The 25,707-nt window shown below is 68.3% G+C and carries 24 protein-coding genes and 1 tRNA gene; 15 read left to right on the forward strand and 10 right to left on the reverse strand.

Annotated features, from left to right (window positions below):
* The first annotated feature begins 14 nt into the window (after nt 1–14).
* The 3 genes from NWF22_RS14035 to NWF22_RS14045 all read left to right on the forward strand — a co-directional run bounded on the left by NWF22_RS14035 (nt 15) and on the right by NWF22_RS14045 (nt 2,910).
* A complete protein-coding gene (locus NWF22_RS14035) occupies nt 15–833 on the forward strand; it encodes a carbon-nitrogen hydrolase family protein (RefSeq protein WP_160904129.1) in 819 nt (272 codons plus the stop codon).
* A 12-nt stretch (nt 834–845) separates the two neighbouring features.
* Nucleotides 846–1,958, forward strand: a complete 1,113-nt coding sequence (locus NWF22_RS14040) for a hypothetical protein (RefSeq protein WP_160904130.1) — start codon at nt 846–848, stop codon at nt 1,956–1,958.
* Between the two features lie 139 nt (nt 1,959–2,097).
* A complete protein-coding gene (locus NWF22_RS14045; RefSeq protein ID WP_160904131.1) occupies nt 2,098–2,910 on the forward strand; it encodes a DUF1542 domain-containing protein in 813 nt (270 codons plus the stop codon).
* A 60-nt stretch (nt 2,911–2,970) separates the two neighbouring features.
* Here NWF22_RS14045 and purU read toward each other — a convergent pair whose 3' ends face one another.
* Nucleotides 2,971–3,900, reverse strand: a complete 930-nt coding sequence (purU, locus tag NWF22_RS14050) for a formyltetrahydrofolate deformylase (protein WP_160904132.1) — start codon at nt 3,898–3,900, stop codon at nt 2,971–2,973.
* Nucleotides 3,901–3,927: 27 nt separating this feature from the next.
* Between purU and deoC the strand changes: the two genes are divergently transcribed.
* Entirely contained in the window at nt 3,928–4,602 is a 675-nt protein-coding gene (gene deoC / locus NWF22_RS14055) for a deoxyribose-phosphate aldolase (protein WP_160904133.1), read from the forward strand.
* A gap of 3 nt (nt 4,603–4,605) precedes the next feature.
* On the opposite strand, the gene NWF22_RS14060 is transcribed toward deoC, so the two are convergent.
* Nucleotides 4,606–5,565: an NAD(P)/FAD-dependent oxidoreductase gene (locus NWF22_RS14060; RefSeq protein WP_160904134.1), complete on the reverse strand. Its 960-nt coding sequence runs from the start codon at nt 5,563–5,565 to the stop codon at nt 4,606–4,608.
* Nucleotides 5,562–6,491: a class I SAM-dependent methyltransferase gene (locus tag NWF22_RS14065; protein WP_160904135.1), complete on the reverse strand. Its 930-nt coding sequence runs from the start codon at nt 6,489–6,491 to the stop codon at nt 5,562–5,564. Before NWF22_RS14065 ends, NWF22_RS14060 begins: the two co-directional genes overlap by 4 nt.
* 48 nt (nt 6,492–6,539) lie before the next feature.
* On the opposite strand from NWF22_RS14065, the gene NWF22_RS14070 reads away from it, so the two are divergent.
* Together NWF22_RS14070 and NWF22_RS14075 are read left to right on the forward strand one after the other, a co-directional pair.
* Entirely contained in the window at nt 6,540–7,103 is a 564-nt protein-coding gene (locus NWF22_RS14070; RefSeq protein ID WP_160904136.1) for a helix-turn-helix domain-containing protein, read from the forward strand.
* A gap of 73 nt (nt 7,104–7,176) precedes the next feature.
* Nucleotides 7,177–8,442 (forward strand): L,D-transpeptidase, encoded by a 1,266-nt coding sequence (locus tag NWF22_RS14075; RefSeq protein WP_160904137.1) that lies wholly within the window; start codon nt 7,177–7,179, stop codon nt 8,440–8,442.
* A gap of 39 nt (nt 8,443–8,481) precedes the next feature.
* Here the strand turns inward: NWF22_RS14075 and NWF22_RS14080 are convergent, their stop codons facing one another.
* On the reverse strand, nt 8,482–9,249 hold the full coding sequence (locus NWF22_RS14080) for an SDR family NAD(P)-dependent oxidoreductase (RefSeq protein ID WP_160904138.1): 768 nt from the start codon (nt 9,247–9,249) through the stop codon (nt 8,482–8,484).
* A 204-nt stretch (nt 9,250–9,453) separates the two neighbouring features.
* Here NWF22_RS14080 and NWF22_RS14085 point away from each other — a divergent pair, with 204 nt between their 5' ends.
* Both NWF22_RS14085 and NWF22_RS14090 read left to right on the forward strand, forming a co-directional pair.
* The gene (locus NWF22_RS14085) at nt 9,454–10,596 is read left to right on the forward strand and encodes an ROK family transcriptional regulator (RefSeq protein ID WP_160904139.1); all 1,143 of its coding nucleotides are present in this window, start codon (nt 9,454–9,456) and stop codon (nt 10,594–10,596) included.
* Nucleotides 10,593–11,405: a transglutaminase-like domain-containing protein gene (locus tag NWF22_RS14090; RefSeq protein ID WP_160904140.1), complete on the forward strand. Its 813-nt coding sequence runs from the start codon at nt 10,593–10,595 to the stop codon at nt 11,403–11,405. The genes NWF22_RS14085 and NWF22_RS14090 overlap by 4 nt, the downstream gene beginning before the upstream one ends.
* A gap of 50 nt (nt 11,406–11,455) precedes the next feature.
* On the opposite strand, the gene otsB is transcribed toward NWF22_RS14090, so the two are convergent.
* The 4 genes from otsB to NWF22_RS14110 all read right to left on the reverse strand — a co-directional run bounded on the left by otsB (nt 11,456) and on the right by NWF22_RS14110 (nt 15,541).
* On the reverse strand, nt 11,456–12,241 hold the full coding sequence (otsB, locus tag NWF22_RS14095; protein ID WP_160904141.1) for a trehalose-phosphatase: 786 nt from the start codon (nt 12,239–12,241) through the stop codon (nt 11,456–11,458).
* Entirely contained in the window at nt 12,238–13,770 is a 1,533-nt protein-coding gene (locus NWF22_RS14100) for an alpha,alpha-trehalose-phosphate synthase (UDP-forming) (protein ID WP_160904142.1), read from the reverse strand. The genes otsB and NWF22_RS14100 overlap by 4 nt, the downstream gene beginning before the upstream one ends.
* A 5-nt stretch (nt 13,771–13,775) precedes the next feature.
* Nucleotides 13,776–13,937, reverse strand: coding sequence for a hypothetical protein (locus tag NWF22_RS14105; RefSeq protein WP_006330670.1), 162 nt, complete (start codon nt 13,935–13,937; stop codon nt 13,776–13,778).
* Nucleotides 13,938–14,083: 146 nt separating this feature from the next.
* On the reverse strand, nt 14,084–15,541 hold the full coding sequence (locus NWF22_RS14110) for a threonine/serine exporter family protein (protein ID WP_160904143.1): 1,458 nt from the start codon (nt 15,539–15,541) through the stop codon (nt 14,084–14,086).
* 4 nt (nt 15,542–15,545) lie between these two features.
* On the opposite strand from NWF22_RS14110, the gene NWF22_RS14115 reads away from it, so the two are divergent.
* Nucleotides 15,546–15,620, forward strand: a tRNA-Thr gene (locus NWF22_RS14115).
* A 208-nt stretch (nt 15,621–15,828) separates the two neighbouring features.
* Here NWF22_RS14115 and NWF22_RS14120 read toward each other — a convergent pair.
* Nucleotides 15,829–16,674 (reverse strand): formylglycine-generating enzyme family protein, encoded by an 846-nt coding sequence (locus NWF22_RS14120; RefSeq protein ID WP_373692014.1) that lies wholly within the window; start codon nt 16,672–16,674, stop codon nt 15,829–15,831.
* Between the two features lie 75 nt (nt 16,675–16,749).
* On the opposite strand from NWF22_RS14120, the gene NWF22_RS14125 reads away from it, so the two are divergent.
* Nucleotides 16,750–16,926 carry a hypothetical protein gene (locus NWF22_RS14125; protein WP_202399055.1) on the forward strand — a complete coding sequence of 59 codons (177 nt, stop codon included), beginning with the start codon at nt 16,750–16,752 and terminating at the stop codon, nt 16,924–16,926.
* Between the two features lie 145 nt (nt 16,927–17,071).
* Entirely contained in the window at nt 17,072–17,374 is a 303-nt protein-coding gene (locus tag NWF22_RS14130; protein ID WP_160904145.1) for a hypothetical protein, read from the forward strand.
* Nucleotides 17,375–17,597: 223 nt separating this feature from the next.
* Here the strand turns inward: NWF22_RS14130 and NWF22_RS14135 are convergent, their stop codons facing one another.
* On the reverse strand, nt 17,598–21,401 hold the full coding sequence (locus NWF22_RS14135; protein ID WP_160904146.1) for an nSTAND1 domain-containing NTPase: 3,804 nt from the start codon (nt 21,399–21,401) through the stop codon (nt 17,598–17,600).
* 379 nt (nt 21,402–21,780) lie between these two features.
* Here NWF22_RS14135 and NWF22_RS14140 point away from each other — a divergent pair, with 379 nt between their 5' ends.
* From NWF22_RS14140 to NWF22_RS14155, 4 genes are all read left to right on the forward strand, one after another.
* Nucleotides 21,781–22,179 carry a RidA family protein gene (locus tag NWF22_RS14140; RefSeq protein ID WP_160904147.1) on the forward strand — a complete coding sequence of 133 codons (399 nt, stop codon included), beginning with the start codon at nt 21,781–21,783 and terminating at the stop codon, nt 22,177–22,179.
* The gene (locus NWF22_RS14145; RefSeq protein ID WP_160904148.1) at nt 22,176–23,363 is read left to right on the forward strand and encodes a winged helix DNA-binding domain-containing protein; all 1,188 of its coding nucleotides are present in this window, start codon (nt 22,176–22,178) and stop codon (nt 23,361–23,363) included. The genes NWF22_RS14140 and NWF22_RS14145 overlap by 4 nt, the downstream gene beginning before the upstream one ends.
* Before the next feature lie 102 nt (nt 23,364–23,465).
* Entirely contained in the window at nt 23,466–24,191 is a 726-nt protein-coding gene (locus tag NWF22_RS14150) for a response regulator transcription factor (protein WP_160904149.1), read from the forward strand.
* Entirely contained in the window at nt 24,188–25,687 is a 1,500-nt protein-coding gene (locus NWF22_RS14155) for a sensor histidine kinase (RefSeq protein WP_160904150.1), read from the forward strand. The genes NWF22_RS14150 and NWF22_RS14155 overlap by 4 nt, the downstream gene beginning before the upstream one ends.
* The last annotated feature ends 20 nt before the right edge of the window (nt 25,688–25,707 follow it).

Genomic DNA, 25,707 nt, shown 5'->3' on the forward strand with positions numbered 1-25,707 from the left:
CGTACGCTGGTGCCATGCGAATTGCGATGGCGCAGATCACCTCCGGCATCGACCCGGCGGCCAACCTGGAACTCGTGGACGCCGCGGTGGCGAGAGCCGCGGCCGACGACGCCGACCTGGTGGTGTTCCCCGAGGCGACGATGTGCCGGTTCGGCGTCTCACTCGGGCCCATCGCCGAACCGGTCGACGGCCCCTGGGCCTCGGCCGTGTCGGCGATGGCGGCACGTCACGGCGTCACCGTCGTCGCCGGCATGTTCACACCGGCCGGTGACCGGGTCGCCAACACGCTGCTCATCGCCGCCGCCGACGGCTCGCGCAGCTCCTACGACAAGATCCACCTCTACGACGCCTTCGGTTTCACCGAGTCGCGCACCGTTGCGCCGGGCAGCGACCCGGTGACGTTCGCGGTCGGCGATGTCACGGTGGGTGTCGCCACCTGCTACGACATCCGCTTCCCCGCGTTGTTCACCGAGCTCGCGCGGCGCGGCGCACAGGTGATAGTGGTGCCCGCATCGTGGGGTGCCGGACCGGGCAAGGTGCATCAGTGGCAGGTGCTGGCCACCGCCCGCGCACTCGATTCGACCTGCTTCGTGGCCGCCGTCGGGCAGGCGGTGCCCGACGATCAGCAGGTGGCCGAGTCGTCGGCGCCCACCGGAACAGGTCACAGCCAACTCACAGATCCCTTCGGTACCGTGGTCGCCGCATACGACGACAGCGTGCAGGTCGGGGTTCACGAGATCGATGTGAGCGCAGTGGAGAAGGCGCGCAAGGCCCTGGCCGTGCTCGACAACGAACGGCCCATCCGACAGGTCTCGGCACCGAGCAGCAACTGAGGACCGCACGACATGACCGACAGCGAGAACACCGACCGGCCGGCAGCCGGCGAGGACCCGCAGAAGAGGTCCGACATCGAATCGACCCGGTCGATGGGCAACGCCGGGGAACCGGGTGCACAACACCATCCCGACGACCACACCGCCCGGCTCGACGCCGCCGCAGCGACCGACCAGTCGCCGCGCGCCTATTCACAGGTGCCGCGCACCGACACCGCACAGTTCGGTCCGGGTGAGACCGGTGGCTTCGGCAGCGGTGGCCCCACCGGTACCGACGGCTTTGCCCCCATCCCGCCGGCCGCCCACTCCGGTGTCGTGTCGTCGGCGCCGGCCAAGCGCCGCAGCACCGGCAAGATCGTGGCACTTGGCTCCGTCGCGGTCATTCTCATGCTGGTGATCGCCGCGGTCGGCAGCGAACTCTATCTCCGCAACAAGGCGACCGACTGCATGGAAAGCGCCTTCACCGAACTCACCGGGACCGAGACCACGGTCTCGTTGAGTCGTAAACCGATGCTGCTGCAGGGCTTCGGCAACGACATCCCGTTCGTGCAGATCGACACTGCCGACGAGCCGGGACAGATGCGGCTACACGCCCGTGCCGAGGGGATCACCGGCGATGGTGACACGACCAACATCCGCTCCCTGATGGGAACCGGGTTCGTGCCGTTCGACCGGGTGGTCGCGATGAGCAAGTCGGCGGGTGCCGGTGCGGATCCGTCCGCCTCGGGCAACGGAACCGACAACGGTGCCGCCGGGCTGATGCAGGGCGCCAGCATCGAGTCGATCACCGGCAACGCCGCCGACGGCACCATCGAGGTCGACTCGGCGGTCCAGTTGGCATTCCTCCCGATCCCGGTCTCCACCACCATCAAGCCGGTGTTGCAGGACGGACGCGTCGACTTCGAGGTGGTCAAGGCCAACGCCTTCATCTTCGGCATCCCGTCCGACTTCGCCCAGCAGGTCGTCGACAGCGTGTCCGATTCCATGTTCGGTCCGTTGTTCGACGAGGTCACCGTGCAGAACATGACAGTCACCGACCAGGGCGTCGACTTCGCCGTCGACGGCCAGGACGTGGAGCTCTCCGGCCAGATGACCGGGGATTCCGGAGAGTGCTCCGCAGCCTGAGCGACGACCCCCCATCGGTCCCGGCGGCCGCTCGCAGTTCGCCGGTACGCTGGGAGATGTCCGATTCAGCCGGTCTTGGCGGGGCGCCCTCGCGGTCTCCCGGGAGGGCAGGTGAGGTGTATCCCCAACGGAGGAAGAGATGAGCGCACTGATCCTGATCGCAGTCGTGGTCCTGGTCGTCGTCGGCATCGTGGTGATGTCGCAGCAACGATCCGGCGTCAACGCTGCCCGCCAACTCGACGACGCGAAAGCCGATGCGCGCCAAGCCATCGAACGGCTCGGCGGTCAAGTCTTCATGTTGGTGGGTGACGGACCCGCGTCGAAGCAGGCGCTGGCCGACGCCGGTGAACGCTACAACGCGGCGGGCTCGCAGATCGAGCAGGCCACCTCGCCGGCCCAGGCGCGGCTGGCCAAGCAGACCGCGCTGGAGGGGCTGTACTACGTACGTGCGGCCCGCACCGCGATGAACATGGACCCCGGCCCACCGGTGCCCGAGCTCGAGGGCCAGAAGAGCGCCGGCTCGGTCACCGAGGACCGCACGGTCGACTTCGAGGGCCGGCAGATCGAGGCCTCCCCAGGCCCGTCGTCGCGGACCCCCAACTACTACCCCGGTGGTCGTGTCGCCGGTCGGCCGGTGCCCGCGGGTTGGTACAGCGAACCATGGTGGAAGCCGGCGTTGGTCGCGGGCGCATGGGGCATCGGGTCGATGTTCCTGTTCTCGGCGCTGTTCTCCGGCATGGCCGGCGTCAACTACGACGCCAATGCCTTTGAGAGTGGCGCCGGTGACGGGTCGGACGCCGGCGCCCTCGAGGGTGGCGACGCCGGTGGTGATGCGGGCGATGCCGGTGACGCCGGTGGCGACTTCGGTGGCGGCGACATGGGCGGCGACTCCGGCGGCGGGTTCTTCGACGGCGGCGGCGATTTCGGGGACTTCGGGGACTTCGGCTTCTGACGATTTGTAGTATCAACCGGCGAAAAACCGCCGGTTGGTACTACGCAATCTGGGGTGACGTCAGGTGAAGACGACGGTCTTGCGGCCGTGCACCAGGATGCGGTCCTCCAGATGCCACCGCAGGCCGCGGGAGAGCACCATCGCCTCGATGTCGCGGCCCTGACGCACCATGTCGGCCACGGTGTCGCTGTGATCCACCCGGATCACGTCCTGCTCGATGATCGGTCCGGCGTCGAGGTCGGCGGTCACGTAGTGGCAGGTGGCGCCGATCAATTTCACGCCGCGCGCGAACGCCTGATGATACGGCCGGGCGCCGACGAAACTCGGCAGGAAGCTGTGGTGGATGTTGATCGCCCGGCCCGCCCACGCTTCGCACAGTTGCGGCGGCAGGATCTGCATGAAGCGCGCCAACACCACCGCATCGGGTGCGTAGCCGTCGACGACGGCGGCCACCTCGTCGAAGGCCTGCGCCTTGCCCTCGCGCGGGAACGGCACATGGTGGAACGGCACGTCGAAGCGGGTGACGAGCTCCTCGAGATCGCGGTGATTGCCGATGACCGCGGACACGGTGGCCGGTAGTTCACCCCGATGCGCGCGCCCGAGGAGATCCACCAGACAGTGGCTCTCCTTGCTGACCAGCAGAACCACCGACTTCGTGGCGCCGGTGTCGGTGAGCCGCCACTCGGTGTCGGGGCCGATCTCGGCGGCGACCTCGCGGCCGAACCGCTCACGCATCTCGTCGAGACCGATCTGCACCGAACCCGCCCGCACCGTCTGGCGGGTGAAGAACCAGCCCGTCTCGCTGTCGGAGTGATAGCCCGCCTCGGTGATCCAGCCGCCGATCTCGGCGAGGAATCCGGAGATCCGGGCGACGATGCCGGTGCGGTCGGGACATCCGAGGGTGAGGACGTACCGGCGATCAGGGTCGGATGCGGACGATGTCGTCGGTGCCGGGGTTGCCGCTGCGGGCGTCGGCTCTGGTGCTGCCACGTCTGTCAGTGTGCCAAGCTCGTCTGTGTGATCACCACCGACCTGACCCGCCGCGACGTCGCGGCCCTCATCGACCACACTCTGCTCAAACCCGAGGCCACCCGCGCGGACGCCGAAGCGACCGCCGCCGAGGCCGCCGACCTGGGCGTGTACGCGGTGTGTCTGTCGCCGTCGATGCTGCCGATCGACACCGGCGAACAGAAGACGTGTGTGGTGGCCGGGTTCCCGTCGGGCAAACACCATTCGCTGGTCAAAGCGGCCGAGGCGCGTCTGGCCGTGGACACCGGTGCCGAGGAGATCGACATGGTCATCGATGTCGGCGCGGCCGTCGACGGCCGCTTCGACGAGGTGTTCGCCGACGTGCTCACGGTTCGCGAGGCCATCGGGGATGTGGTGCTGAAGGTGATCATCGAGTCGGCCGCGCTGCTCGAAATCGCCGGACCCGACACGGTCACCGAGGTCTGTCGTCGAGCGGCGCAGGCCGGCGCGACGATGGTGAAGACCTCTACCGGATTCCATCCGTCCGGCGGTGCGAGCGTCGAGGCGGTGCGGTTGATGCGTGCCGCGGTCGGCGACGCGGTCGGGGTGAAGGCCAGCGGTGGTGTCCGCACCGCCGAGTTCGCCGCCGAGCTCATCGCCGCCGGCGCCACCCGGCTCGGACTGTCCGGGTCGCGCGCGGTGCTCGCGGGGTTCGCCGAGTAGCTGTCAGGCGCTGATGTCTGACCGTCGGGCCTCGACCGCGCGGCGGGTGTCCTCGGTGATCAGATCCATGTTGATCGCGGCCCCTGCGCTCACCCCCGCACCCATCGACACCGCCACGGTCGCTGCCAGGTCGGCGATGTTGCCGGCCGCCCACACGCCCGGGACATCGGTCGCGCCCATCGGGCCGGTCGGTACGAACTGACCGCCCATCGGGTGGTCGGCGAGCGTGCCGCCCAGCGCCGTGTACAGCGCGGAGCGCACCACGAATCGCGGCGCGATCACCAGCGCGTCGCGCCCGACCGACGTGCCGTCGGCGAGCACCGCGCCGCTCAGGGTGCCGTCGGCGATGGCGAGGTGGTCGACCACGCCGTCGACGATGTTCACGTCGAGTGCCGAGAGCTGCTCGCGCTCTGCGGCGTCGATCTCACCCATGGTGTGCGTGAACAGCGTGACGTCGTCGCTGAGCTGACGGAACAGCAACGTCTGATGCACCGACATCGGACCGGTGCCGAGGACACCGATGCGTCGGCCGCGCACCTCGAACCCGTGGCAGTACGGGCAATGCAGCACCGACGATCCCCACAACTCGGCCACGCCGGCGACGTCGGGGAGCTCGTCGACGAGGCCGGCCGCGAGCAGGACCCGTCGGGCACTGATGGTCGTGCCATCGGCCGAGGTGAGGGTGAACCGTCCGTCGTCGGGTGATCGGGCGGCGTCGATGACTGTGCCGGAGCGGAACTCGACCCCGTAACCGGCCGCCTCGGCACGCCCCGCGGCGAGCAGTGCGGTGGGTGCGATGCCCTCATGGCCGAGGACGTTGTGGGCGCCGTCGGCCGGCGCGTTGCGGGGTTCGCCGGCGTCGATCACGACGACCGAACGCAGGGATCGTCCGAGCGTGACGGCCGCGCTCAGACCGGCGGGACCGCCGCCGACGATCGCGACGTCGAAAATGGTGGTACTCATGGTTTCTCCTGATGGTGTGCGGGTCGGCGGGCGATCCACGCGGTGCGGCGGGTCGTGACGGTGAGGTCGCTGCGGGTGTGCAGTGACGCCGGATGGTCGGGGTCGAGCAACTCGTCGAGCCGAGCGCGGTCGATGGCGGAGAGCTCCTCGCCCAGTCCCTGAGCCATCCGCGAGATCCAGGCGAGCGCATACCGGCTCGTCAGATCCCGAGGCGCCGGCGCATTGGTGATGATGGTGGTGTCGATCAGCTCGAAGCCGGCGCCGGTGATTGTCGAGGTCCAGTCCGGATGGGCGTTGGCCCCACGTTCGGTCAGTTGTGCGAGCAGGCGGCCTTCCAACCGGCCGTCGCGTGTGTCCGGCGGGAGAAAGGTGGGCAAGCCGTCGACCTCCACCACGACCAACAGGCCGCCGGGGCATAGCGCGTCCAGGACCGAACGCAACAGGTCGTCGGGAACGGCGAAGTGATGCAACGTCGACGACGCCCACACCACGTCGAGATCGGCGAGATCGCCCGGCAGCGCGGTGTCAAGGTCGGCAACCCGCGTACGGACGCGATCGCCGACGTCTGCGGCCCGTGCCGCGTCGCGGACCCGCTCGAGCATGGCCGGCGCGTTGTCGAGTGCGGTGACCTGTGCCGAGGGGAAGCGGCGAGCGAGGCGGACCGTCAGACCGCCGGTGCCCGATCCTAGGTCGGCGAGGGTTTTCGGCGAAGCGATGCGCTCGGCGATGCGGTCGGCGAGGTCATCGACGAACCCACCGGTGGCTGCGGCATCGAGGTCGAGCACCTCCGCCATGCCCTCGGCCATCGCGTCGAGCGCGGAGTCGTCGTGGGAGTGCGTCACGGTGCCGTGGTGATGGCCGTGACCTCGAGGCCAGTGGTGATCTGGGTGGTGGCCGGTGTGCGGCGGGTGTGCGGACTGTGCCATACCGTCGACGGTAGCGGCGCAATGCGCATATGGCATACCATCTTGCGTATGGAGCAAGAAATAGATGCGGTCGTCCGCCAGCGGATCCGTGGCCTGCGGGTGGCCAAGGGGTGGACATTGGACTCGCTGGCTGCACGCTGCTTCCTGAGTCCCTCGACGCTGAGCCGCATCGAGACCGGGCATCGGCGCGTGGCGCTCGACCAGCTGGTGCCGATCGCTCGCGCCCTGGGCACCACACTCGATCAGCTCGTCGAACCGTCGAACGACGAGGATGTGGTCATCCGTCCCGAGCCGCATCGGACCGCGGGGATGACCATGTGGAAGTTGTCGCGGGATCAGACTCCGGGCGGCGTCGCGGTGGCCAAGATGCGGATCACCGAGGAACACATCGTGGACCCGAACAACCTGGGCGTACACCCCGGGCGTGAATGGTTCACGGTCATCTCCGGGACCATTCGGTTGTACCTCGGGGAGCGGGTGATCCTCATCCCGCCCGGCCAGGCGGCGGAGTTCTCCACGATGGTGCCGCACGGGATGGCGGCGGTCGACGGGCCGGCGGAGATCGTGTCGATCTTCGACCACGAAGGTGAGCGAGCTCACCTGCCCGGCTGAGGCGAGGTTTTCAGCCACATCACAGCTGGCAGAGGGGGTTTTCCGGACACTCGCTCGGTAGGCTTGGGACGTTATGACTGCGCAACCCCACCTCACCCGTCGCACTGTCCTTGTCGCCGCCGGCCTCGGGGCCGTCGGCGTGGCTGCGGCCGCGTGTTCGGGCGGCGACTCCAGCACCGAGGACGCCGGGCCCAAAGAACCCACCGTGACGTTGGTGTTCACGCCCTCGCTCGACTCCGAGGACGCGCCCAATCCGACCGACACCTTCTCCGTGAAGGCCGAGAACGGGCAGCTCAATCCCGATATCAAGCTGCTCAACCCGAACGGCAAGGTGGTCGAGGGCTCGATGTCGGAGGACCGGACCACCTTCACCATCACCGAACCGCTCGGCTACGGCTCGGAGTACACGTGGCAGGGCAGTGCGATCGGCGCCGACCGGGTCACCGCCGCGGTCAGCGGCTCGTTCACCACATTGGCGCCGAATTCACAGATCAACGTCGTGGTGAACATCGGCGATGGTCAGGAGGTCGGTATCGCGGCGCCGATCATCCTGAAATTCAATGCGACGGTCGAGGACAAGGAAGCGGTCGAGAAGGCGCTGAGCGTCACCACCGAACCGGAGACGGAGGGCGCCTGGGCCTGGCTCGGCGAGGACAACGGTTCGCGGGTGCACTGGCGGCCCAAAGAGTATTGGGTGCCCGGCACCACAGTGCATATGTCGGCCAAGCTGTACGGCGTCGATCATGGCGGCGGCGCCTACGGTGCCGCAGATGTGACCAGTGACTTCGGCATCGGCCGCTCGCAGATCGTCAAGGCGGAGTCATCGTCACATCAGATCGTGGTGGTGCGCGACGGTGCCGTGTTGATGACGCTGCCCTGCAGCTACGGCGAGGGCGACCTCGATCGCAACGTCACCCGCTCCGGCATCCATGTGGTGACCGAGAAGTACGAGGACTTCTACATGAGCAACCCTGCGGCGGGGTACTTCAACATTCGGGAACGATTCGCCGTCCGCATCTCCAACAACGGCGAGTTCATTCATGCCAACCCGGAAACCATTGGGGTGCAAGGGTCATCGAATGTCACCAACGGGTGTATCAATCTGTCGCTGGAAAACGCGCAGCGCTATTTCGACACCGCGGTCTACGGCGATCCGGTGGAGGTGACCGGAACCCGGATCGCGTTGTCCGAGGCCGACGGCGACATCTTCGACTGGATCTTCGACTGGGACACCTGGACCGGGATGTCGGCGATCCAGGGTGATCCCGATCAGGTCGATGCGCCCGCGACGCCGTCGGGTGCGCCGACCTCGGCGGCACCGGCCCCCGCCGGCAACTGAACTGAGTTTGTCGTTGCGGCGGAGGGTCCTTCGTGATGCCTACCCCGTCTTGATGTTCCGCCGCGCCGACGCCTGGTCACGCGGCTTGAGGATGATCTGGTCCAGGTCGACGTGCGGTGGTCGCGAGGCGACGAAGCCGACCACCTCTGCCACGTCCTCGGCCGTCAGCGGCGTCAGACCCTCATAGACCGCGTCGGCGCGCTCCCGGTCCCCGCCGAAACGCACCAGGGAGAACTCGGTCTCGACCATGCCGGGCGCGATCTCGGTGAGGCGCACGGGCTTTCCGAGAAGTTCGTAGCGCAGCGTGCGATGCAGCACCCCCTGCGCGTGCTTCGCCGAGGTGTATCCGGCGCCGTTGTCGTAGGCCTCGAGGGCCGCGATCGAGGTGATCGTGACGATGAGGCCGTCGCCCGAGGCGATGAGCGCGGGGAGCAGCGCCTTGGTGATCCGCAGCGTGCCGAGGACGTTGGTCTCGTACATCCAGCGCCAGTCGTCGAGGTCGGCGGTGGCGACCGGATCGAGGCCCTTGGCGCCGCCGGCATTGTTGATCAGCACATGGACGGTGTCGAGTCCCGCGACGAACTCCGCCACCGAAGCCTCGTCGGTGACGTCGAGGCGACGGCCGGTGCCGCCGATCTCGGCAGCCAGATCGTCGATCAACTCGGTACGCCGGGCGCCGAGCACCACGTGATAGCCCTGCGAGGCGAGTTGACGTGCGGTTGCCGCGCCGATCCCCGAACTCGCGCCGGTCACCACCGCGATCCGGCGTTCGGTGACCGTCGTGCCGGGTTCGGGAGAGCTGCTCATGACCTCAGCTTAGCGACGGCCCGGCGTTGCCAAGTGGTGCTGTTCGTAAGTTCGTCCGGGGTGTTCGGTGGAGCGATGGGCGACTGGCAAGGCGGAGGAGGGAGCGATGACAGCGTCATCGTGACCGACGACAACGCGGCCAGTCGCCCATCGAACGCCGAAGACACCCGACGAACTTACGGACAGGACCACTAAGTTTGGTGCATGTCGTCGACCGGAGTCGTACCCGCGGCCCTGCAGGTCGGCTCCACGCCCGCTGCCGCCGTCCTGCACGCCATCCGGGTCAGTGGCCCGGTGACACGCGACCACCTCTCCGCCGCCACCGCGTTGTCGCCGGCCACCATCAACCGCCAGGTCGCGGCACTGGCCCGAGCGGGATTGATCGTCGACCGGCCCGATCTGGTCGACCCGGGCGGCATCGGCCGGCCCAAACATCCGCTGACCATCGACCGGGACACCCTGTGCGTCGCCGGGATGCACATCGGTGCGCGGCGAACCCTGCTGGCGATCGCCGACCTCGGCGGCCGGACGCTGTACAGCCACGCGGTGCTCACCCCGCGCGACGAAGCGGCCGTCGGTGACCTCTGCGACCAACTGCGCGCGCTCGCCGACCGGTTCAGCGGTCGCCGGCTGCTCTGGGGCGGAGTGGCCGCCGGTGGTGTGGTCGACGCGGCCACCGGATGTATCGACCATCCGGTCCTCGGCTGGCAGCGCGTCCCGGTGGGGCAGATGCTGGCCTCCGCCCTCGGCGTTCCGGTGTCGGTGGGCGAGCACGTGCAGGCGATGGCGGCCGCCGAGCTGCTGCTGAGCTCTCCGCAAGAGATCGTCGGCACTGGTCTGTTCTTCTACGCCCGCGAGACCGTCGGCATGGCGATGTCGGTGGACGGGAAGGTGCTGATGCCGCGCCGCGGTGCCGGCTCGATTGCCCACCTACCGGTCGTCGCGCCACGTCTCGCGCCGTGGGAGCGGCCGGTGCTGCAGGATGTGATCGGCCGGGCCGCCGCGCAGCAGGCCGCCCGACGGCTCGGCGTCGAGGAGAACGCATCGGTGATCGTCGATGAGCGAGCCGACGTGCTCGGCGGCGTGGTCGCGACGCTGCGCGATGTTCTCAACCCGGACGGCATCATCGTGGCCGGTGATGCCTTCGCCGCCCATCCGCATGGGCTGGCACCTGTGCAGGCCGCATTCGATGCCGCGACCACGATTGCTCGTCCGCTCGAGATCTCCCCATCGCAGTTCGGGTTGCGTGTGCAGGAGAGCGCAGCCGTGGTGATGGCGCTCAGCGTGATCTATGCCGACCCCGTCGCCGCGACCACCGATCATCCATCGCCTACCGTTGGGGCATGACCACAGCCACGCGCGATGTCTCCGCCAACCTCGAGGTGAATGTCACCGCCGCGACGGAACTCGAATTCCAGATCACCGTGGCGAAGTTGCCTGGGCTCACCCTCACCGAGGAACTGTCGATGACCGTCGACGGTGAGCCCATTCAACCCGAGGAGATCGTCGGCGAGCACGGGTCTCGCATCCACCGCATCCAGGTCGAGTCCGGTTTGGTGGTGGTCGACTACTCGGCCTCGGTCACCACGCCGGCCGAGCCCATCGCGGTGGAGGTCACCGACCACTCGATCTATCTGCGCCCCAGTCGATATGCTGAGGCCGACAAGTTCTTCGGGTTCGCTGCCGGCCAGTTCGACATCAATTTGCCCCCGGGTGAACTGCTACAACAGGTGGCCGCCTACGTCGAGGACCGGCTCAGCTACATCCCCGGCGCCAGTGATCCCATCGACGGCGCTGCCGACACCCTGCTCGCCAATGCCGGGGTATGTCGCGACTACGCACATCTCGTGGTGGCCCTGCTGCGTGCCCTGAACATCCCCGCCCGGCTCGTGGCCGTATACGCACCGGGCTGCGACCCGATGGATTTCCATGCGGTCGCCGAGGCGCTCATCGACGGACAGTGGGTGGCGGTCGACGCCACCGGTCTGGCGCCGCGGCAGAGCCTGGTGCGGATCGCGACCGGCCGCGACGCCGCGGACACGGCATTCCTGGACAACCACCGCGGCACCATCAACCTGAACTCCTACAAGGTGACCGCCGTGGTGGCCGGAGACTTGCCGACCGACACCGGAGAGGCCCGAATCGGGATCGGCTGAGCGCCGCCCCGGATTTGTAGTACGAACCGGCGCGCTGGCGCCGGTTCGTACTACAAGAGCTTCGCCTCCCGCCGCCGCGCCACGATGAACTCGAGAACCGTTGCGACGTCGTCGGTGTCACCGATCCGATGGGTCGCGATGGTGTCGCCCGCGCCGACCTTGATGCTGACGTCGCCGCGGTCGGGATCGAGATGGGCGAACGCCTTCTCGTCGGTCACATCATCGCCGAGGTACACCACGGCATCGGCACCGACCCGTTCGCGGAGCACGTCGAGGGCGTGGCCCTTGCTGGTCTCGATGACGGCCAGCTCGATGACCTCTTTGCCCTCGGTGACCTGCACACCGGGCCACGTCGCGGGCCCCGAGCGCGCCTTGTCCAGCGCCACCTCGGCGTCGGCCGGCGCGGCGTTGCGGACGTGCAGGACCGTGCTGGCGGGTTTGGTCTCCACCCGTGAGCCCGGATGATCGGCTGCGATGGAACGCAATTCGGCGATCAGCCGGTTCAGCAGCGCCCGGTGGGCATCGGTGATCTCGTCGACGAAGCCGGTGTCGAACTCGCTGCCGTGGCTGCCGATCAGGGTCACCGGCCCCGACAGCCCCGACAACTCGGCCAAGACCGCCAACTCCCGGCCCGACACCACCGCGGCAGCCGTATCGGTCAGGACGGCGGCCGCTTCGATGGCGGCGACCGACGCCGGGTTGGGTACCGCATCCTCCGGGCGCGACACCAGCGGTGACATACAGCCGTCGTAGTCGGAGGCGACCAGCAGCGTCGGAACCGAGGTGGCAGCGGTCAGCGACTCCCGCAGCTGGGCGGGAATGCCCGTGGCACTCATGCGTCGCTGTCCGACGATTCCGCGCCACCCTGGACCAGATGCACCCCGCGGTTGGGGTCGACGGCGGTTTCGGTCACCGATGCCAATGTGCCCAGGAAGCTCTCGGCCCACTTGGCGACGTCGTGGGCGAGGACCTGGCGCCGCAGCGCCCGCATGCGTTTGCGGCCGTCCTCGGGGGTCTGCTGGACGGCCGCCTCGATGGCGTCCTTCACACCGTCGAGGTCGTACGGGTTGGCCTGGTACGCCGAGCGCAACTCGGCTGCGGCGCCGGTGAACTCGCTGAGCACCAGTGCGCCGCCGAGGTCGCTGCGGCAAGCCACGTACTCCTTGGCGACCAGGTTCATCCCGTCGCGCAGCGGCGTCACCAGCATCACGTCGGCGGCGACGAAGAACGCGATCAATTCGTCACGGGGCACCGGCCGATGCAGGTACTGAACCACCGGCTGCCCGACACTGGCATAGGTGCCGTTGATGTTGCCGACCAGCTGCTCGATACCCGCGCGCATACGGACGTAGCTGTCGACACGTTCCCGGCTCGGCGTGGCCAGCTGGATCATCACGGTCTCGTCCGGATCGATCCGCTTCTCCGCCAGCAACTCGGAGAGGGCCTCGAGCCGTACGTCGATGCCCTTGGTGTAGTCGAGGCGGTCGACGCCGAGCATGATGGTCTTCGGGTTGCCGAGTTCCTTGCGGATCTCGGCCGCGCGCCGACGGATCTCCTTGGACCGGGCCTTGGTGTCGAGGTCACCCGAATCGATCGAGATCGGGAAGGCGCCGACCCGGACCGTGCGGAACCCGACCTGCACCACACCGAAACGCGAACGCACGCCGACCGTGCCCTTGCTGGTCGCCTGTCCGGCCAGTCGTCGAGCGAGGAACAAGAAGTTCTGCGCGCCGCCGGGCAGGTGGAAGCCGATGAGGTCGGCGCCGAGCAGGCCCTCGACGATCTCGGTCCGCCAGGGCAGCTGCATGAACAGCTCGACCGGCGGGAACGGGATGTGCAGGAAGAACCCGATCTTGAGGTCGGGGCGCAGCATCCGCAACATCTTCGGGACGAGCTGCAGTTGGTAGTCCTGAATCCAGACGATCGCACCTTCGGCGGCGGCCTTGGCGGTCTCCTCGGCGAATCGTCGGTTCACCTCGACATAGGTGTTCCACCATTGCCGGTGATACTCGGGCTTGACCAGCACGTCGTGGTAGAGCGGCCACAGGGTCGCATTGGAGAAACCCTCGTAGTACTCCGCGATCTCCCGCGTGGACAACGGCACCGCGTGAATGTCGATGCCCTCGATGTCGGGGTTGTCGTCGGAGTCGGCGATACCCGACCAGCCCACCCACGCGCCGGTCTGCGAGCGCAGGATCGGTTCGAGTGCGGTGACCAGACCGCCCGGACTGCGCTTCCAGTTCACCGTGCCGTCGGGGAGGACCTCCTTGTCGACAGGCAGTCGGTTGGCGACGACGACGAACTCGGCGTCACCGAAATGGTCGGCGGTGGTCCCGCCGTTGGACTCGTCCCCGGACCCCGCCATGCGTTTCAGGCGTTCTCGCCCGGTGCGATTCCCAGCATCGACAAGAGCATCCGACACTCGTCGGCGTCGGTTGCATAGGCGGCGACGACGCGACGTGCGGAACTCGCTGTCTCGTCGGCTACCGGCTCCAACTCGTCGTCGGTGATGTCGGTGGTTTTCGCAGGCATTGCAGTCCTCTTGCTTCACAACGGTGAGCCGCCGGTGGTGACCGGCGACACGTGCACGACCGGCGTTGGTGCGCGCATGACGATGTTACCTGTTCGGCAAGCGGGCGCCGGTCACCCGTGCTCGGCGCCCCATCGCCGGCGCCACATCACCGGCGACGGTATCCCTGCAGCCGGTTGCGCCGCAGCATCCCCATCCAGGCGGGACGTACGGGCATCTGCGGACGACGCAACGAGCGGGCGATGAACTCGCCGAGGGTCACCCCCGCCGCGAGTGCGGCGCCGATGCCGAGGGCGTTCATCATCCAGGTGATGCCGTCGAGGGTCTGATCGCCCAGCAAACCGTAGAGGGCGCGATAGACCGCGAGACCGGGCAGCAGTGGCGTGATGCCGGCAATGGCGACGACCAGCGGCGGGGTCAGTGCGCGGCGGGCCAGCAGACCGCCGACGAGACCGACCAGCGCCGCCGCGACACCGTTGGCGAGCACGTCGCCCAACGCGGCCACGAAGCTGGCCGATGCCACGACAGCCGCACCGATCGCACCACCCATGAACGCCACCGGGAGCGCCCGCTTCTCCGCGTAGCTGGCCAATGCGAACGCGAACGCGGCGACCGCGCCGGCGAGGATTCGCACGGGGAGTTCGACAGCGGGGAAAGTGGTCTGCGGCGTAATCGTCGGGAGATAGATCCCGGCATGCTCCAGCAGGCTGATCGCGATACCGACACCGCCGATGAGCCCACCGGTCATCAACAGCAACTCGAAAAAACGCGCGACACCCGTGATCGGCGCACCGGTGATCGCGTCCTGGACCGAGCCGACCAGCGACAACCCGGACAGCAACACCACGATGCCCGCGGCGATGACGAACGACGGCATCAGATCGATCGACAGGTTGAGATTCTGGACGATGCCGAATGCGGCGGCGGCCGGGACCACCGCGATGAAACCGCCGACGAGCTGTTGGAAGAACACCGGGGTGCCGATCCGATTGAGGCGTCGGTTCACCACCACGATGACGACCGTGGTCACGAAGGCGAGCAGAGCGCCGAGTTCGGCGCCGCCGAGCAGCACGGAGACGCCCGCAGCCATGAGACCCCAGGCGGCTGTCGCGACCCGGTGCGGATAGGGGTGCGGTGCGGTGATGATCTCGTCGACCATGCGGTGCGCCGAGGACGGCGTGATCGCCATGTCGCGGATACGGCGCACCAACCGGTCGATCTGGGCCAACCGGGTGAAGTCCATCGACCGGTAGTAGACCTGCTCCATCGTGGTGATCGGTGGCAACGTGGCCCCTCGGCGGGCGCTGACCACGATCGTGTTGTAGGTCACGTCGACATCGACGTCTTCGAGGCCGTAAACACCGCAGACGAAGGCGATCTGTTGTTGCGTGTCGATCGCCGCAGTACCCGAATCCAGTAGGACCGCACCGATCTTGGTGGCGAGATCGAGCACCTCGGTGATCGCCGCGACATCGAACCGGTCGATCGGCCTGCGCGGCGAGACCATGATGCTGCCCGGCTCGATCGTGTCGATCGTCGCCGGACGGTCCTCGATCAGCCGGACGGGGTTCAACCATCCCAACGCACGGCCGATATACTCGCGCACGCATGCCTCCTTAGCTCAGTGGTAGAGCACTCGCCTTGTAAGCGAGCGGTCGTCAGTTCAATCCTGACAGGGGGCTCCAAGAACCCGCCTCCGGCAGGGGGGCTCCAAGAACCCGCCTCCGGCAGGGGGGCTCCAAGAACCCGCCTCCGGCAGGGGGGCTCCAAGAACCCGCCTCCGGCAGGGGGCTCCAAGAACCCGCTGCGGCGTTGGAACCGAGAGACTAACGGACCCGGGGCCCGGGCGTGTTCCAGGATGTGACCAGATTCATCCGAACCCGTTCCGATGCCTCACACCACGCATCGAAAACCCAGATGCGACGTCGCCGAGTCGTCGGACTGCGCCGATCTCGCGGCCGGCCGATAGCGGCGGCAGTACTCCGGTGCACACAGATGTGATCCGCCCTTGGTGACTCGCATGACCTGCGGCGACGTGGTGGGCGCAAGGAGGTTCGGGCGACCCTCGGCATCGACGGCTCCGGCGTCGGACACCGGGTGCCGCGGTACCCACACGTCCGAGCATCGCTCCCACACGTTGCCGATCATGTCGAGCAGGCCGTACCCGTTGGGCGGGTACGTACCGACCGGCGACGTCGTTCCCCAGCCGTCGTTGCGGTACGGAAACCTGCCCTTCCAGGTGTTCGCCATGTCGCGCCCGTCGGGCCGCAGCTCGTCGCCGGGCCAGGCGTACTCCTGCCCGTCGAGACCGCCGCGCGCCGCGAACTCCCATTCGGCTTCGGTGGGCAGCCGACGGCCCACCCACTCGGCGTAGGCCACAGCGTCCCGATAGGCGATGTGCACCACCGGGTGATCGGCGCGTGCCGTGGTCAGATCGTCGGCGCCGGTCGGTCGGCGCCAGCTCGCGCCGGGCTGCCAGCGCCACCACAGTCGCCAGTCGCCCAGATCCACCGGCCCCGCCGTCGGCGTGAACACCACGGAACCCGGAACGAGCGCAGCGGGGTCGGCATCGGGGAAGTCGGCGGGGTCCACCGCTTCCTCAGCGACGGTGACGTAGCCGGTCGCCGCCACGAAATCGGCGAACTGCCTGGTGGTCACCGGATGACGTTCGATGGCGAACGGCTCCACGACGCGGTCGTGCGCCGGTCGCTCCTCGGGATAGTGTCGGTCGGAACCCATGCGGAAGCGGCCGCCGGGCAACTGGATCAGCTCGGTCGCAGGCACGGTGTCGAGAGTAGAGGCCGCGCTGTTCACGTGGATGAAGTCCCCACTCATGCCCATCACGCCGACGACGGTGGGGCACTGCCGTGGCCGGCATTCGACGAGCAGGTGAGGGCCACCCTCGTCGTCGACGCCGCGGATCGGATCGTCGACGATCTGGACCGCGACATCCGCCGAGCGTGGGGCGACGAGGTGCTGAGCTTCCGGTGACGGTGTGTGCTGTGCTGAACCGGCAGTCGTCACTGGTAATGGTCGCTGCTCGATAACTTTTGTGACTCAAGCCAACTCGATGTGCTCGGCGCAGCAATCACCGCCTACATTGGTTCATTGCAGTCATTCATACGACACCGCGCCGATGCGGGGGAAGGCGGTCGACGAGATGGGCCGGGGAATCAACGAGACGAGCGCATGCGGCATGCGGGCGAAGGTCGTGCGTCGGGTGGTCGCAGCAGGGTTCGCGGGGGCGGCCATGGCCGGCGCGATGGCGTTCGCGGCGGCACCGGCGAGCGCGCAGCCGCTGCCGACGATCGAGCCGACGGTGGAGAACGCGGCACCGACCCTCGACAACATCAAGCTCGGTATCACCAAGGCGGTCGAGTCCAATCCGGCGCTCGAGCCGGTCGGCGACTGGGCTCTGACACTGTTCCCGAAGTACTGACGTTGAAGTACTGACGCTCGACGTCACGCTGAGCCGAAACCCGTCGCAAGTGCGCCTGCGGCGGGTTTCGTCGTCGGTGGCCGGTCGCGTGAGGGCACTTTCACGCGGGCCGCGTCTGATCGCGCGGGTCGGCGTGGTTGTCGCCAGTGGTCGACAACCCGCGTGAGCCGCAACGACCTGCGTGACCCGCGACGACCCGCGCGATCAGACGCCGGCGGACGGTTCAGCTGCGGCATTCGTCGGCGATGTCGGTGTGCGGGAGATAGACCTCGCGTTGCGCCTCGGTCAGGCTCGGCGTGCTGTCGCAGATCCACCGGCCGGCGGTGGCGAGGTCGGTGGTCTGCAGGTGGATGCTGCCGGTCACGTCGCCGGCGGTGATGATGGTGTCGTCGCTGTACATGTGATCCGGGAACTGCCACTTGGTGGTGGTGTCGGTGGTGGTGATCAACGGCACGATCGACTGTTCGGCACCGAGCCGGCCCTGATCGAATTCGAATGTCGTGAGGTGGTGGGTCGCGGTGCCCACGACGAGCCGGGTCGGCGTCAACGACAGTGTCGCCGCGTGGATGTTGGGTTTGCGGTCGATCTCCTCGGCGCGGCCTTCATGCACGTCCCAGGTCGACAGGTCGCGGGCGGCGATGATCAGTGCCGTCCCGTCGCGACTGAACACCGCGCGCGCCGCCGGGCTGTTGTCGGTGATGACCATCGCCGGCGCGAGTCGGTCGCCGTCGAGGTCGTAGAGATAGGTGCTCTTGTCGTCGGAGGTCACCGCCAGTCGACGGCCGTCCGGGCTGAATGCGACACTGCGGATGAGGTCACCCGGCCCGGTCAACGGCGCGCCGACCGGCACCGGACGACGCGGGTCGGCGGTGTCCCAGAGCTGCACGGTGGTGTCGGTGATGCCGCTGGCCAGCAGGTCGGCGTCGGGAGCGAAGGCGATGGCGTTGGTGTATCTCGTCGACACCCGCAGATCGGCGGTGCGGCGCGGATCGGCGTGGTCGGTGATGTCCCACAGCTGTACCAGCCCGCCGTTGTTGTTCGCGGTGGCCGCGAGCGTGCCGTCGGCGTTCACACTGACCGACGGGTGATCGTTGACCCGGCGCTGGATCGGCGTGCGCGACTGTCGGGACCATCCCTGTGGGCCGGTGGACCAGACGTTGAGGGTGGTGTCGGTGCCGACCGTGGTGAGCACGCTGCCGTCGGCGTCGTTCGCCAGGCCGGTCACCGTACCGCCGCGATCCGGGATCACGCCAGACGGGAGATGCCACAGGTCGATCGCCCCATCGGACCGGCCGACCACCATGCTGGACCCGTCGGGACTGAACACGGTCGAGAACGTGCGGACCGACCCCTGCTCCGGGGTGCCCTGCTCGCTCGATGACTGCAGCGTCCACTGCGTCACGGGCATGGCCGGGTCGATGGTGTTCCACACCGTCACCCGCCCATCGGCGCGGGCAGACGCGAGTTGGTCGCCGTCGTCGTCGAAGTCGATCGACCACGAGCCGGCGGTGGTGTTGGGCAGCGACGTCGTCACCGGACGGGGACGCGAGGGTGTGGTGACGTCCCAGAGCTGAGCGTTGGGGCTGTCGCCGGTGACGGCGAGTGTGCGGCTGTCGGGGCTGAATGCGACGGCGTGGGTGATGCTGGGGAATCCGGTGATGGGCGGGGCCGCCGGCACCGGCCGGTCGCCGTCGGCGGTGTCGAACAGTCGCACCACCTTGTCGTCCCCACCGGTGGCCAACAATCTGCCGTCCGGGCTGTAGGCCACGGTGCGGGCGGCCGCCGAGTGCGCCGCCAGCATCGTCGTCTCGCGGAGCGCCCCCGACTCCTCGACGGCGAAGATGGTGACGGTGCCGTCGTCGGAGGTCGCGGCGAGATGACGCCCGTCCGGTGCGAACCGCACCATGTACACCGTGCCGTGTCCCGGGCTGACCGAGGTTTCCTGCCGTGGCGCCGACGGTGTGCTGATGTCCCAGACGCGCACCGTGCCGTCGCCGCTGCCGGTCGCCAGCAGCCCGCGGGTGGGGTGGAAGGTGACCGAGGTCAGATAGTTGCCGTAGCCGCGCAGGGTCGACACGGTCCGGTACGAGCCGTCGGGGGTGCGTTCCCACAGTCGGGCCGTGCGGTCGCCGCTGGCGGAGGCGAACATCGCGCTGTCGGTGGAGAAGTTGACGTCGTACACGGGACCGGTGTGCCCGCTCAGCGGCTCCGACAACGGGCTGGTCGACGCGCCCAGCACGCGCTGACTGATGGTCGGGTCGTCGGGGTAGAGGTCGAGCGCCACCAGCAGCAGCCGGGAAGCCAGCGAGGGGTTGGTCTGCTGCAGGCTGTCGATATGCGACAGCAACGCGGCTCGTTCGGCGTTGTTGCGTTGCTGGGTGAGGTCGTGGGCCTGGCGCAGCGCGATGGCCGCAGTGATGGTCGAGACGACGGCCAGCACCACGACCACCGTGATCGACAGCACCCGGATGAGGCGTCGTCGGCGCTGCTGGGTGACTGCGGCGTCGAGGAACGCCTCGCTCTCGGCAGACAGCAGATGCTGGTAGCTGCGGCGCAACGCGGCACGGTGCCGGCGGGCGTCGTCCAGGCGTGACCCGGTGTACAGGAATGAGCGGCTGCGGCCGGTGTCGAGCCAGGCGGTGGTGTCGGTGTCGAGTTGCTGGCGCCACTGGTGGATACCCGAATCGGCGGCGATCCACTCGGCGAGCCGCGGCCACGACGTCAACACCACATCGTGGACCAGCATCACCGAGTCCGACGTCACGATCAGCAGTCGGGCCTGGGCGAAGATGTCGATCACCGCCGAGATCCGCGCCGGGAACCGGTCGCCGATGGTGTCGGTGTGCAGCGGCACACGCAGCGCCACGCCGCCCGGGCCCACATGCACCAACGCCAGCAGCAGCGCTCTGGCCAGGGTGCGGTCATCGGGGTCGACCGCCGACCAGGCGGCCTCCGCGGTGTCGGCGACGGCCCGCGCGATACCTCCGGTCGCGCGATAGCCGGAGATCGTCATCCGGTTGCCGGATCGGCGTGCCCAGGTGGCCGCCAACACATGGGCGAGCAGCGGTAGCCGCCCGGCGCGGTCGCCGATCGTCGAGGCCGCGTGCAGGTCGTTGATCATCACATCGGCCAGCCCGGACTCGATGCGTCCGCCGGCCAATCGGACCGGACCGGTGATGACCTCGCGCAATTGTGAGCCGGTCATCTCGGAGACGATGACGCACCGCGACTGCCAGGCCTGTGCCAGGAACCCGAACTCCACACACTGGCCGAAGAAGTCGGCGCGCACGCCGAGGACCACGACGGCGTCCTCGGACAGTTCCTCGACTGCCCGCATCGTCTCGGCCAGCACTTCTTGCGGGAGGGCGAAGACATTCTCGAACTGGTCGAGAACGATCACCTCCTGTGCGGGGGGTGGTGATCCGTCACGCTCGGGCTCGTCGTGGGACTCGGCAGGTCCATCGGTCGCTGCGGGCAGACGTAGCCCGCCGGCGGTGATGGCGGCGCGTCGTGGCGTCGGCACGCGCCGGTCACGGGCCAATCCGGCGTCGAGAAGGGAAGACTTCCCGGAACCCGAGACACCGGCGACGATGATCAGCCGCGGACCGGCCGGCGCCGCCGCGGCCTCGACGATGGTCTCGACCAGCGTCGAGATCAGGTCGTCGCGGCCGAAGAAGACGGCACTATCGGCAGCGGTCACGGTCGCCAGACCGGCGTACGGACGGGTTTCCGTCGTCGTGGGGGTGGACGGTTGCCCGGTATCGGGGTCGTCGGCCTCGGTCAGGTGTTTGTCCCAGAGGTCCTTCCACTGCGGCAGGCTCAGCACGTCGTCCTGCCCATCGGCGACGGCCCGCGAGGTCAGCCACAACAGCAGCGGTTCGACGGTCGCGAAATCGCGGGGCAGGTGGCGTCCGTTTCGCCAGTCGCTGATCCGTTGCGCCGACACCGTCGAGCGTGCCGCGGCAGCCCGCAACGTCGGTCGGCCCGCCTGCACGAACAGGCGCGCCAACGCGCTACCGAAGTCCACTCGCCATCACCAAAGATCCCCCGACCGACACTTGGACACATCATGCGCCGAACGAGGTCCGGATTGCCATTCGAGTGAGTCGGAACACCCCAGGTGAATGACGTGCCGACCCGCATTTGGCGGCGCCGGATCGTCTCCGGTGTCCGGTCCGGAATGTTCGTTTGTCCCCTGAACAGGGGTGATGGCGAGTGATGTCGCCGGTTGCTGGCTTGGGGGTCGCGATCGGAGTGAACTGATATCAGCGCGTGAGACCGCCATCGAACGCGTGATTGCAGCCGTTGCCCGACGCGCGGTGGCGCGACGGACGCCGTCAGGTCGGGGGTGCGGGTCGTGCAACGGCTGCAGTCGACCTTCCGGGAGCCGACGTAGGATCGCGGACATGGCCCGCCTCCGTCTGAACGGTTCGTCCACCCTGCCGGCCGCCGGCTTCGCCTACAGCGCGACGGTGAGTCCGGGGCCGTTGATCTTCACCGCAGGCATCAGTCCGCTCGACTCGACCGGCGCGGTGGTCCCGCCCGGCGATGTGGTCGGCCAGACGCGTACGTGTCTGGCGAACCTGCGCACGGTCCTGGAGGAGCAGGGCGCCTCGATGGGCGACATCGTCAAGTTGACGATCTACGTCGCCGAGCAGTTGCAGGCCGATCTGGTGGTCGCCTGGGACGAGATCGTCGCCGAGTTCGGCAACCCGGTGCCCCCGGCCATGATGATGGGCGTCACGGTTCTCGCCTACGACGACCAGTTGGTGGAGATCGAGGCGATCGCCGCACCCGCCGAATGACGGTGCGTCCTGTCGTCGACGACGCCGAGCGGCGGCGACGCCTGATCCGGCGACATCATCTGGACACCCGAGAACGCGCCGTGGCGCTGACCGATGTGGTCGATGACCTGGTCGGCCTGCACGCCACCACACCGTCGACGGTCTATCTGTCCGCCTGGGCGCGGGTTCCCGGATTCCGCCCCGAGGCCATGGACATCGCCCTGTACGAAGACCGCACCCTGGTCAAACAACTTGCGATGCGTCGTACCCTGTTCGTGTTCGGGCACACCGTGCTGGCCGAGGCGATCGGCGCGGTCGGACCGCGGGTGACCGCGTCCGAACGCACCAACATGTTGCGTGACCTGCGCCGCAGCCCCGATTTCGACGATCCGGAGGGGTGGATCGACGCGGCACGGGCAGCGGTCGCAGAAGACCTCGCCGACGGCGCCGCCCGCACCTCCACCGGACTGCGCCGCCGCAACCCGGCCCTCGACGGGCATGTGATCTACGCCGCGGACAAGTCGTGGGGCGGCCGTATCTCGATGGGACCGCGCGTGCTGAACATGATGAGCGCGGCCGGTGAGATCGTGCGCGGACCCAATTCGGCGACCTGGACTTTGTCGCGCCCGTCGTGGGCGCTGATGGAACTCTGGCTCGGCCACCCGTTGCCGGCGGTGTCGGTGGCCGACGGCCATCGCGCACTGATACGGCGCTGGCTGCGGGCGTTCGGTCCGGGAACCGAGGCCGACATCGTGTGGTGGCTGGGGAGTACCAAGCGTGCCGTGCGCGCCGCGCTGGAAGATCTCGACGCGGTCGAGGTGGACCTCGACGGCGGGGCCGTCGGCTATCTGCTGCCCGACGACCTGCCCACCGGCGCCGACGCCGCCCTGCCACCGCACGCCCACCTGCTACCCGAGCTCGATCCCACCACGATGGGATGGAAGGAACGCGGCTTCTACCTCGGTCCGCACGCCGAGCGCGTCTTCGACCGCAACGGCAACGGCGGACAGACGGCCTGGTGGGACGGACGTATTGTCGGCGGCTGGCGACAGCACAAGGACGACGGACACATCGAGGTCCACACCTTCGAGAAGCTGCCCGCCGTGGCGACCCGCGCGCTGGCCGACCGCGCCGAGGAGCTCGGAGCCTGGCTCGGCGAGGCCCGTCCCATCCCGGGGTATCCGGCGCCCTTCATGCGCGGCTGACCCAGCCGCTGCGGGTCGGCGTCATCCGGCCAGGTGAGCATTCACAGAGACCTCCCAGCAATCGTCCAGATCCATGACAGAGTGAACCGAGAGGGTGATGGCATGAGCGAATCTGCGAACGGTCAGGCAGGCGGCCAAGGCGCCAAGGTACTCGTCGTCGACGACGAGGAGAACATCCGCGAACTGTTGTCGGTGTCGCTCAAGTTCCAGGGGTATGCGGTGACCACCGCCGAGAACGGCCCTGCGGCCCTCGACCGGTGCCGCACCGTCAAACCCGATGTACTGATCCTCGACGTGATGATGCCGGGGATGGACGGTTTCGGCCTCTTGCGCCGGCTGCGCGCCGACGGCATCGAGGCGCCGGTGTTGTTCCTGTCCGCACGCGATTCGGTGGAGGACAAGATCAACGGGTTGACCATCGGCGGCGACGACTACGTGACCAAACCGTTCTCGCTCGAAGAAGTGGTGGCCCGCCTGCAGGTACTCTTGCGCCGCAGCGGGTACGACGAGCAGGCCAAGGAGTCGGCGCGCATCACTTTCGCCGACATCGAGCTCGATGACGAGACACATGAGGTGTGGAAGGCGGGCAAGTTGGTGGCCCTGTCGCCCACCGAGTTCACTCTGCTGCGGTACTTCATGGTCAACGCCGGCACGGTGTTGTCCAAGCCACGCATCCTCGACCACGTCTGGAACTACGACTTCGGCGGTGAGGTCAACGTGGTCGAGTCCTACGTGTCCTACCTGCGCCGCAAGCTCGACACCGGCGACAAGCGGCTGATCCACACCCTGCGTGGCGTCGGCTACGTGATGCGAGAGCCACGCGGGTGACCTCCACGCCTGTCGCCGCTGCACCGGGCGGCCCCGTCGGCCACGCGCCGGAGACGGTCCGCAAGCGCGGCCTGCCGCTGCGTCTGTCGCTGGTCGGCCTGACGCTGGTGCTGGTGGTGCTCGGGTTGTTCGCGTCGGGCGTCGCGGTGACCTCGGCGATGCGGCAGGACCTGCTGTCGCGTACCGACGAAGGATTGGTGTCCTCGGTGGAGACGTGGGCGAAGCCGCACGACCCGGTCACCGCCAACCCGGGGCCGCCGCTGGGTCCGCGCCGGCCGCCGTCGCAGTTCTACTCGATGATCATCACGAGTGATGGCAACACCTTTGTCAACAACGACTTCTCGTCGCAGCCCGATCTCGGTTCGCTTCCCGAGGGCAGCACCGGACCGATGACCGTCGACTCGGTCGGCGGCGACGGGCCGCAGTGGCGGGTGATCAAGGATGAGTCACCCTACGGTGTGTCGATTGTCGCGACCCCGCTCAGCGACGTCAACGCCACATTGTCACGGCTGATGTGGTTGCAACTGGGCATCGGTGCGTTGGTCGTGCTGGCCATCGGTGTGCTGAGTTATCTGCTGGTGCGGTCGAGTCTGCGGCCGCTGCACCGGGTGGAGGAGACCGCCCATGCGATCGCGGCCGGCAATCTCAACATGAGGGTGCCGCCGGCACCGCCGAACACCGAGGTCGGCAGCCTGTCCGCGTCGCTGAACACGATGCTCGGCCAGATCCAGCGCGCGTTCGCGCGGACTGCCGCCTCCGAACAGCAGGCGCGTTCCTCCGAGGAGCAGGCGCGGACCTCGGAGGAGAAGATGCGCCGGTTCATCGCCGACGCCAGCCACGAACTGCGCACCCCGCTGACCTCGATCAAGGGTTTCGCCGAACTGTACAAGCAGGGTGCGGTGCCCGACGCCGCCGACGCGATGGGCCGGATCGACGCCGAAGCCGGCCGGATGGGCCTGCTGGTGGAGGACCTGCTGATGCTGGCTCGCCTCGACGCCCATCGGCCCATCGACAACCATCCGGTCGATCTGCTGGCCGTCGCCGCGGACGCGGTGCATGGTGCTGCGGCCGCCGCCCCGCACCGTGAGATACACGTCGAGATCGGCGCCACCCAGGAGCCACCCGTGGTGACCGGTGACGCCCCGCGGTTGCTGCAGGTGCTGCGCAATCTGATCAACAACGCCATCGCGCACACACCCGACGACGCGTCGATCACCGTCGGCATCGACGTCGACACCGGCTCCGGCCGCGACGACGTGGTGCTGACCGTCACCGACACCGGGCAGGGACTCACGCGCGAGGAAGCCGCGCACGTGTTCGAGCGGTTCTACCGCGGCGACTCCTCGCGACATCGCGGCGACCGGGGCGGCGGCAGTGGGCTGGGGCTGTCCATCGTCGCGGCGCTGGTGGACGCGCACGGCGGAACCGTCGGAGTGGATTCCACGCCGGGGGAGGGCTCGACCTTCTGGGTGCGCTTGCCGCGTCGAATCGACTGAACCGATGAATTCCGGCGGTC

This window comes from Gordonia mangrovi, assembly GCF_024734075.1.
Lineage (GTDB): Bacteria > Actinomycetota > Actinomycetes > Mycobacteriales > Mycobacteriaceae > Gordonia > Gordonia mangrovi.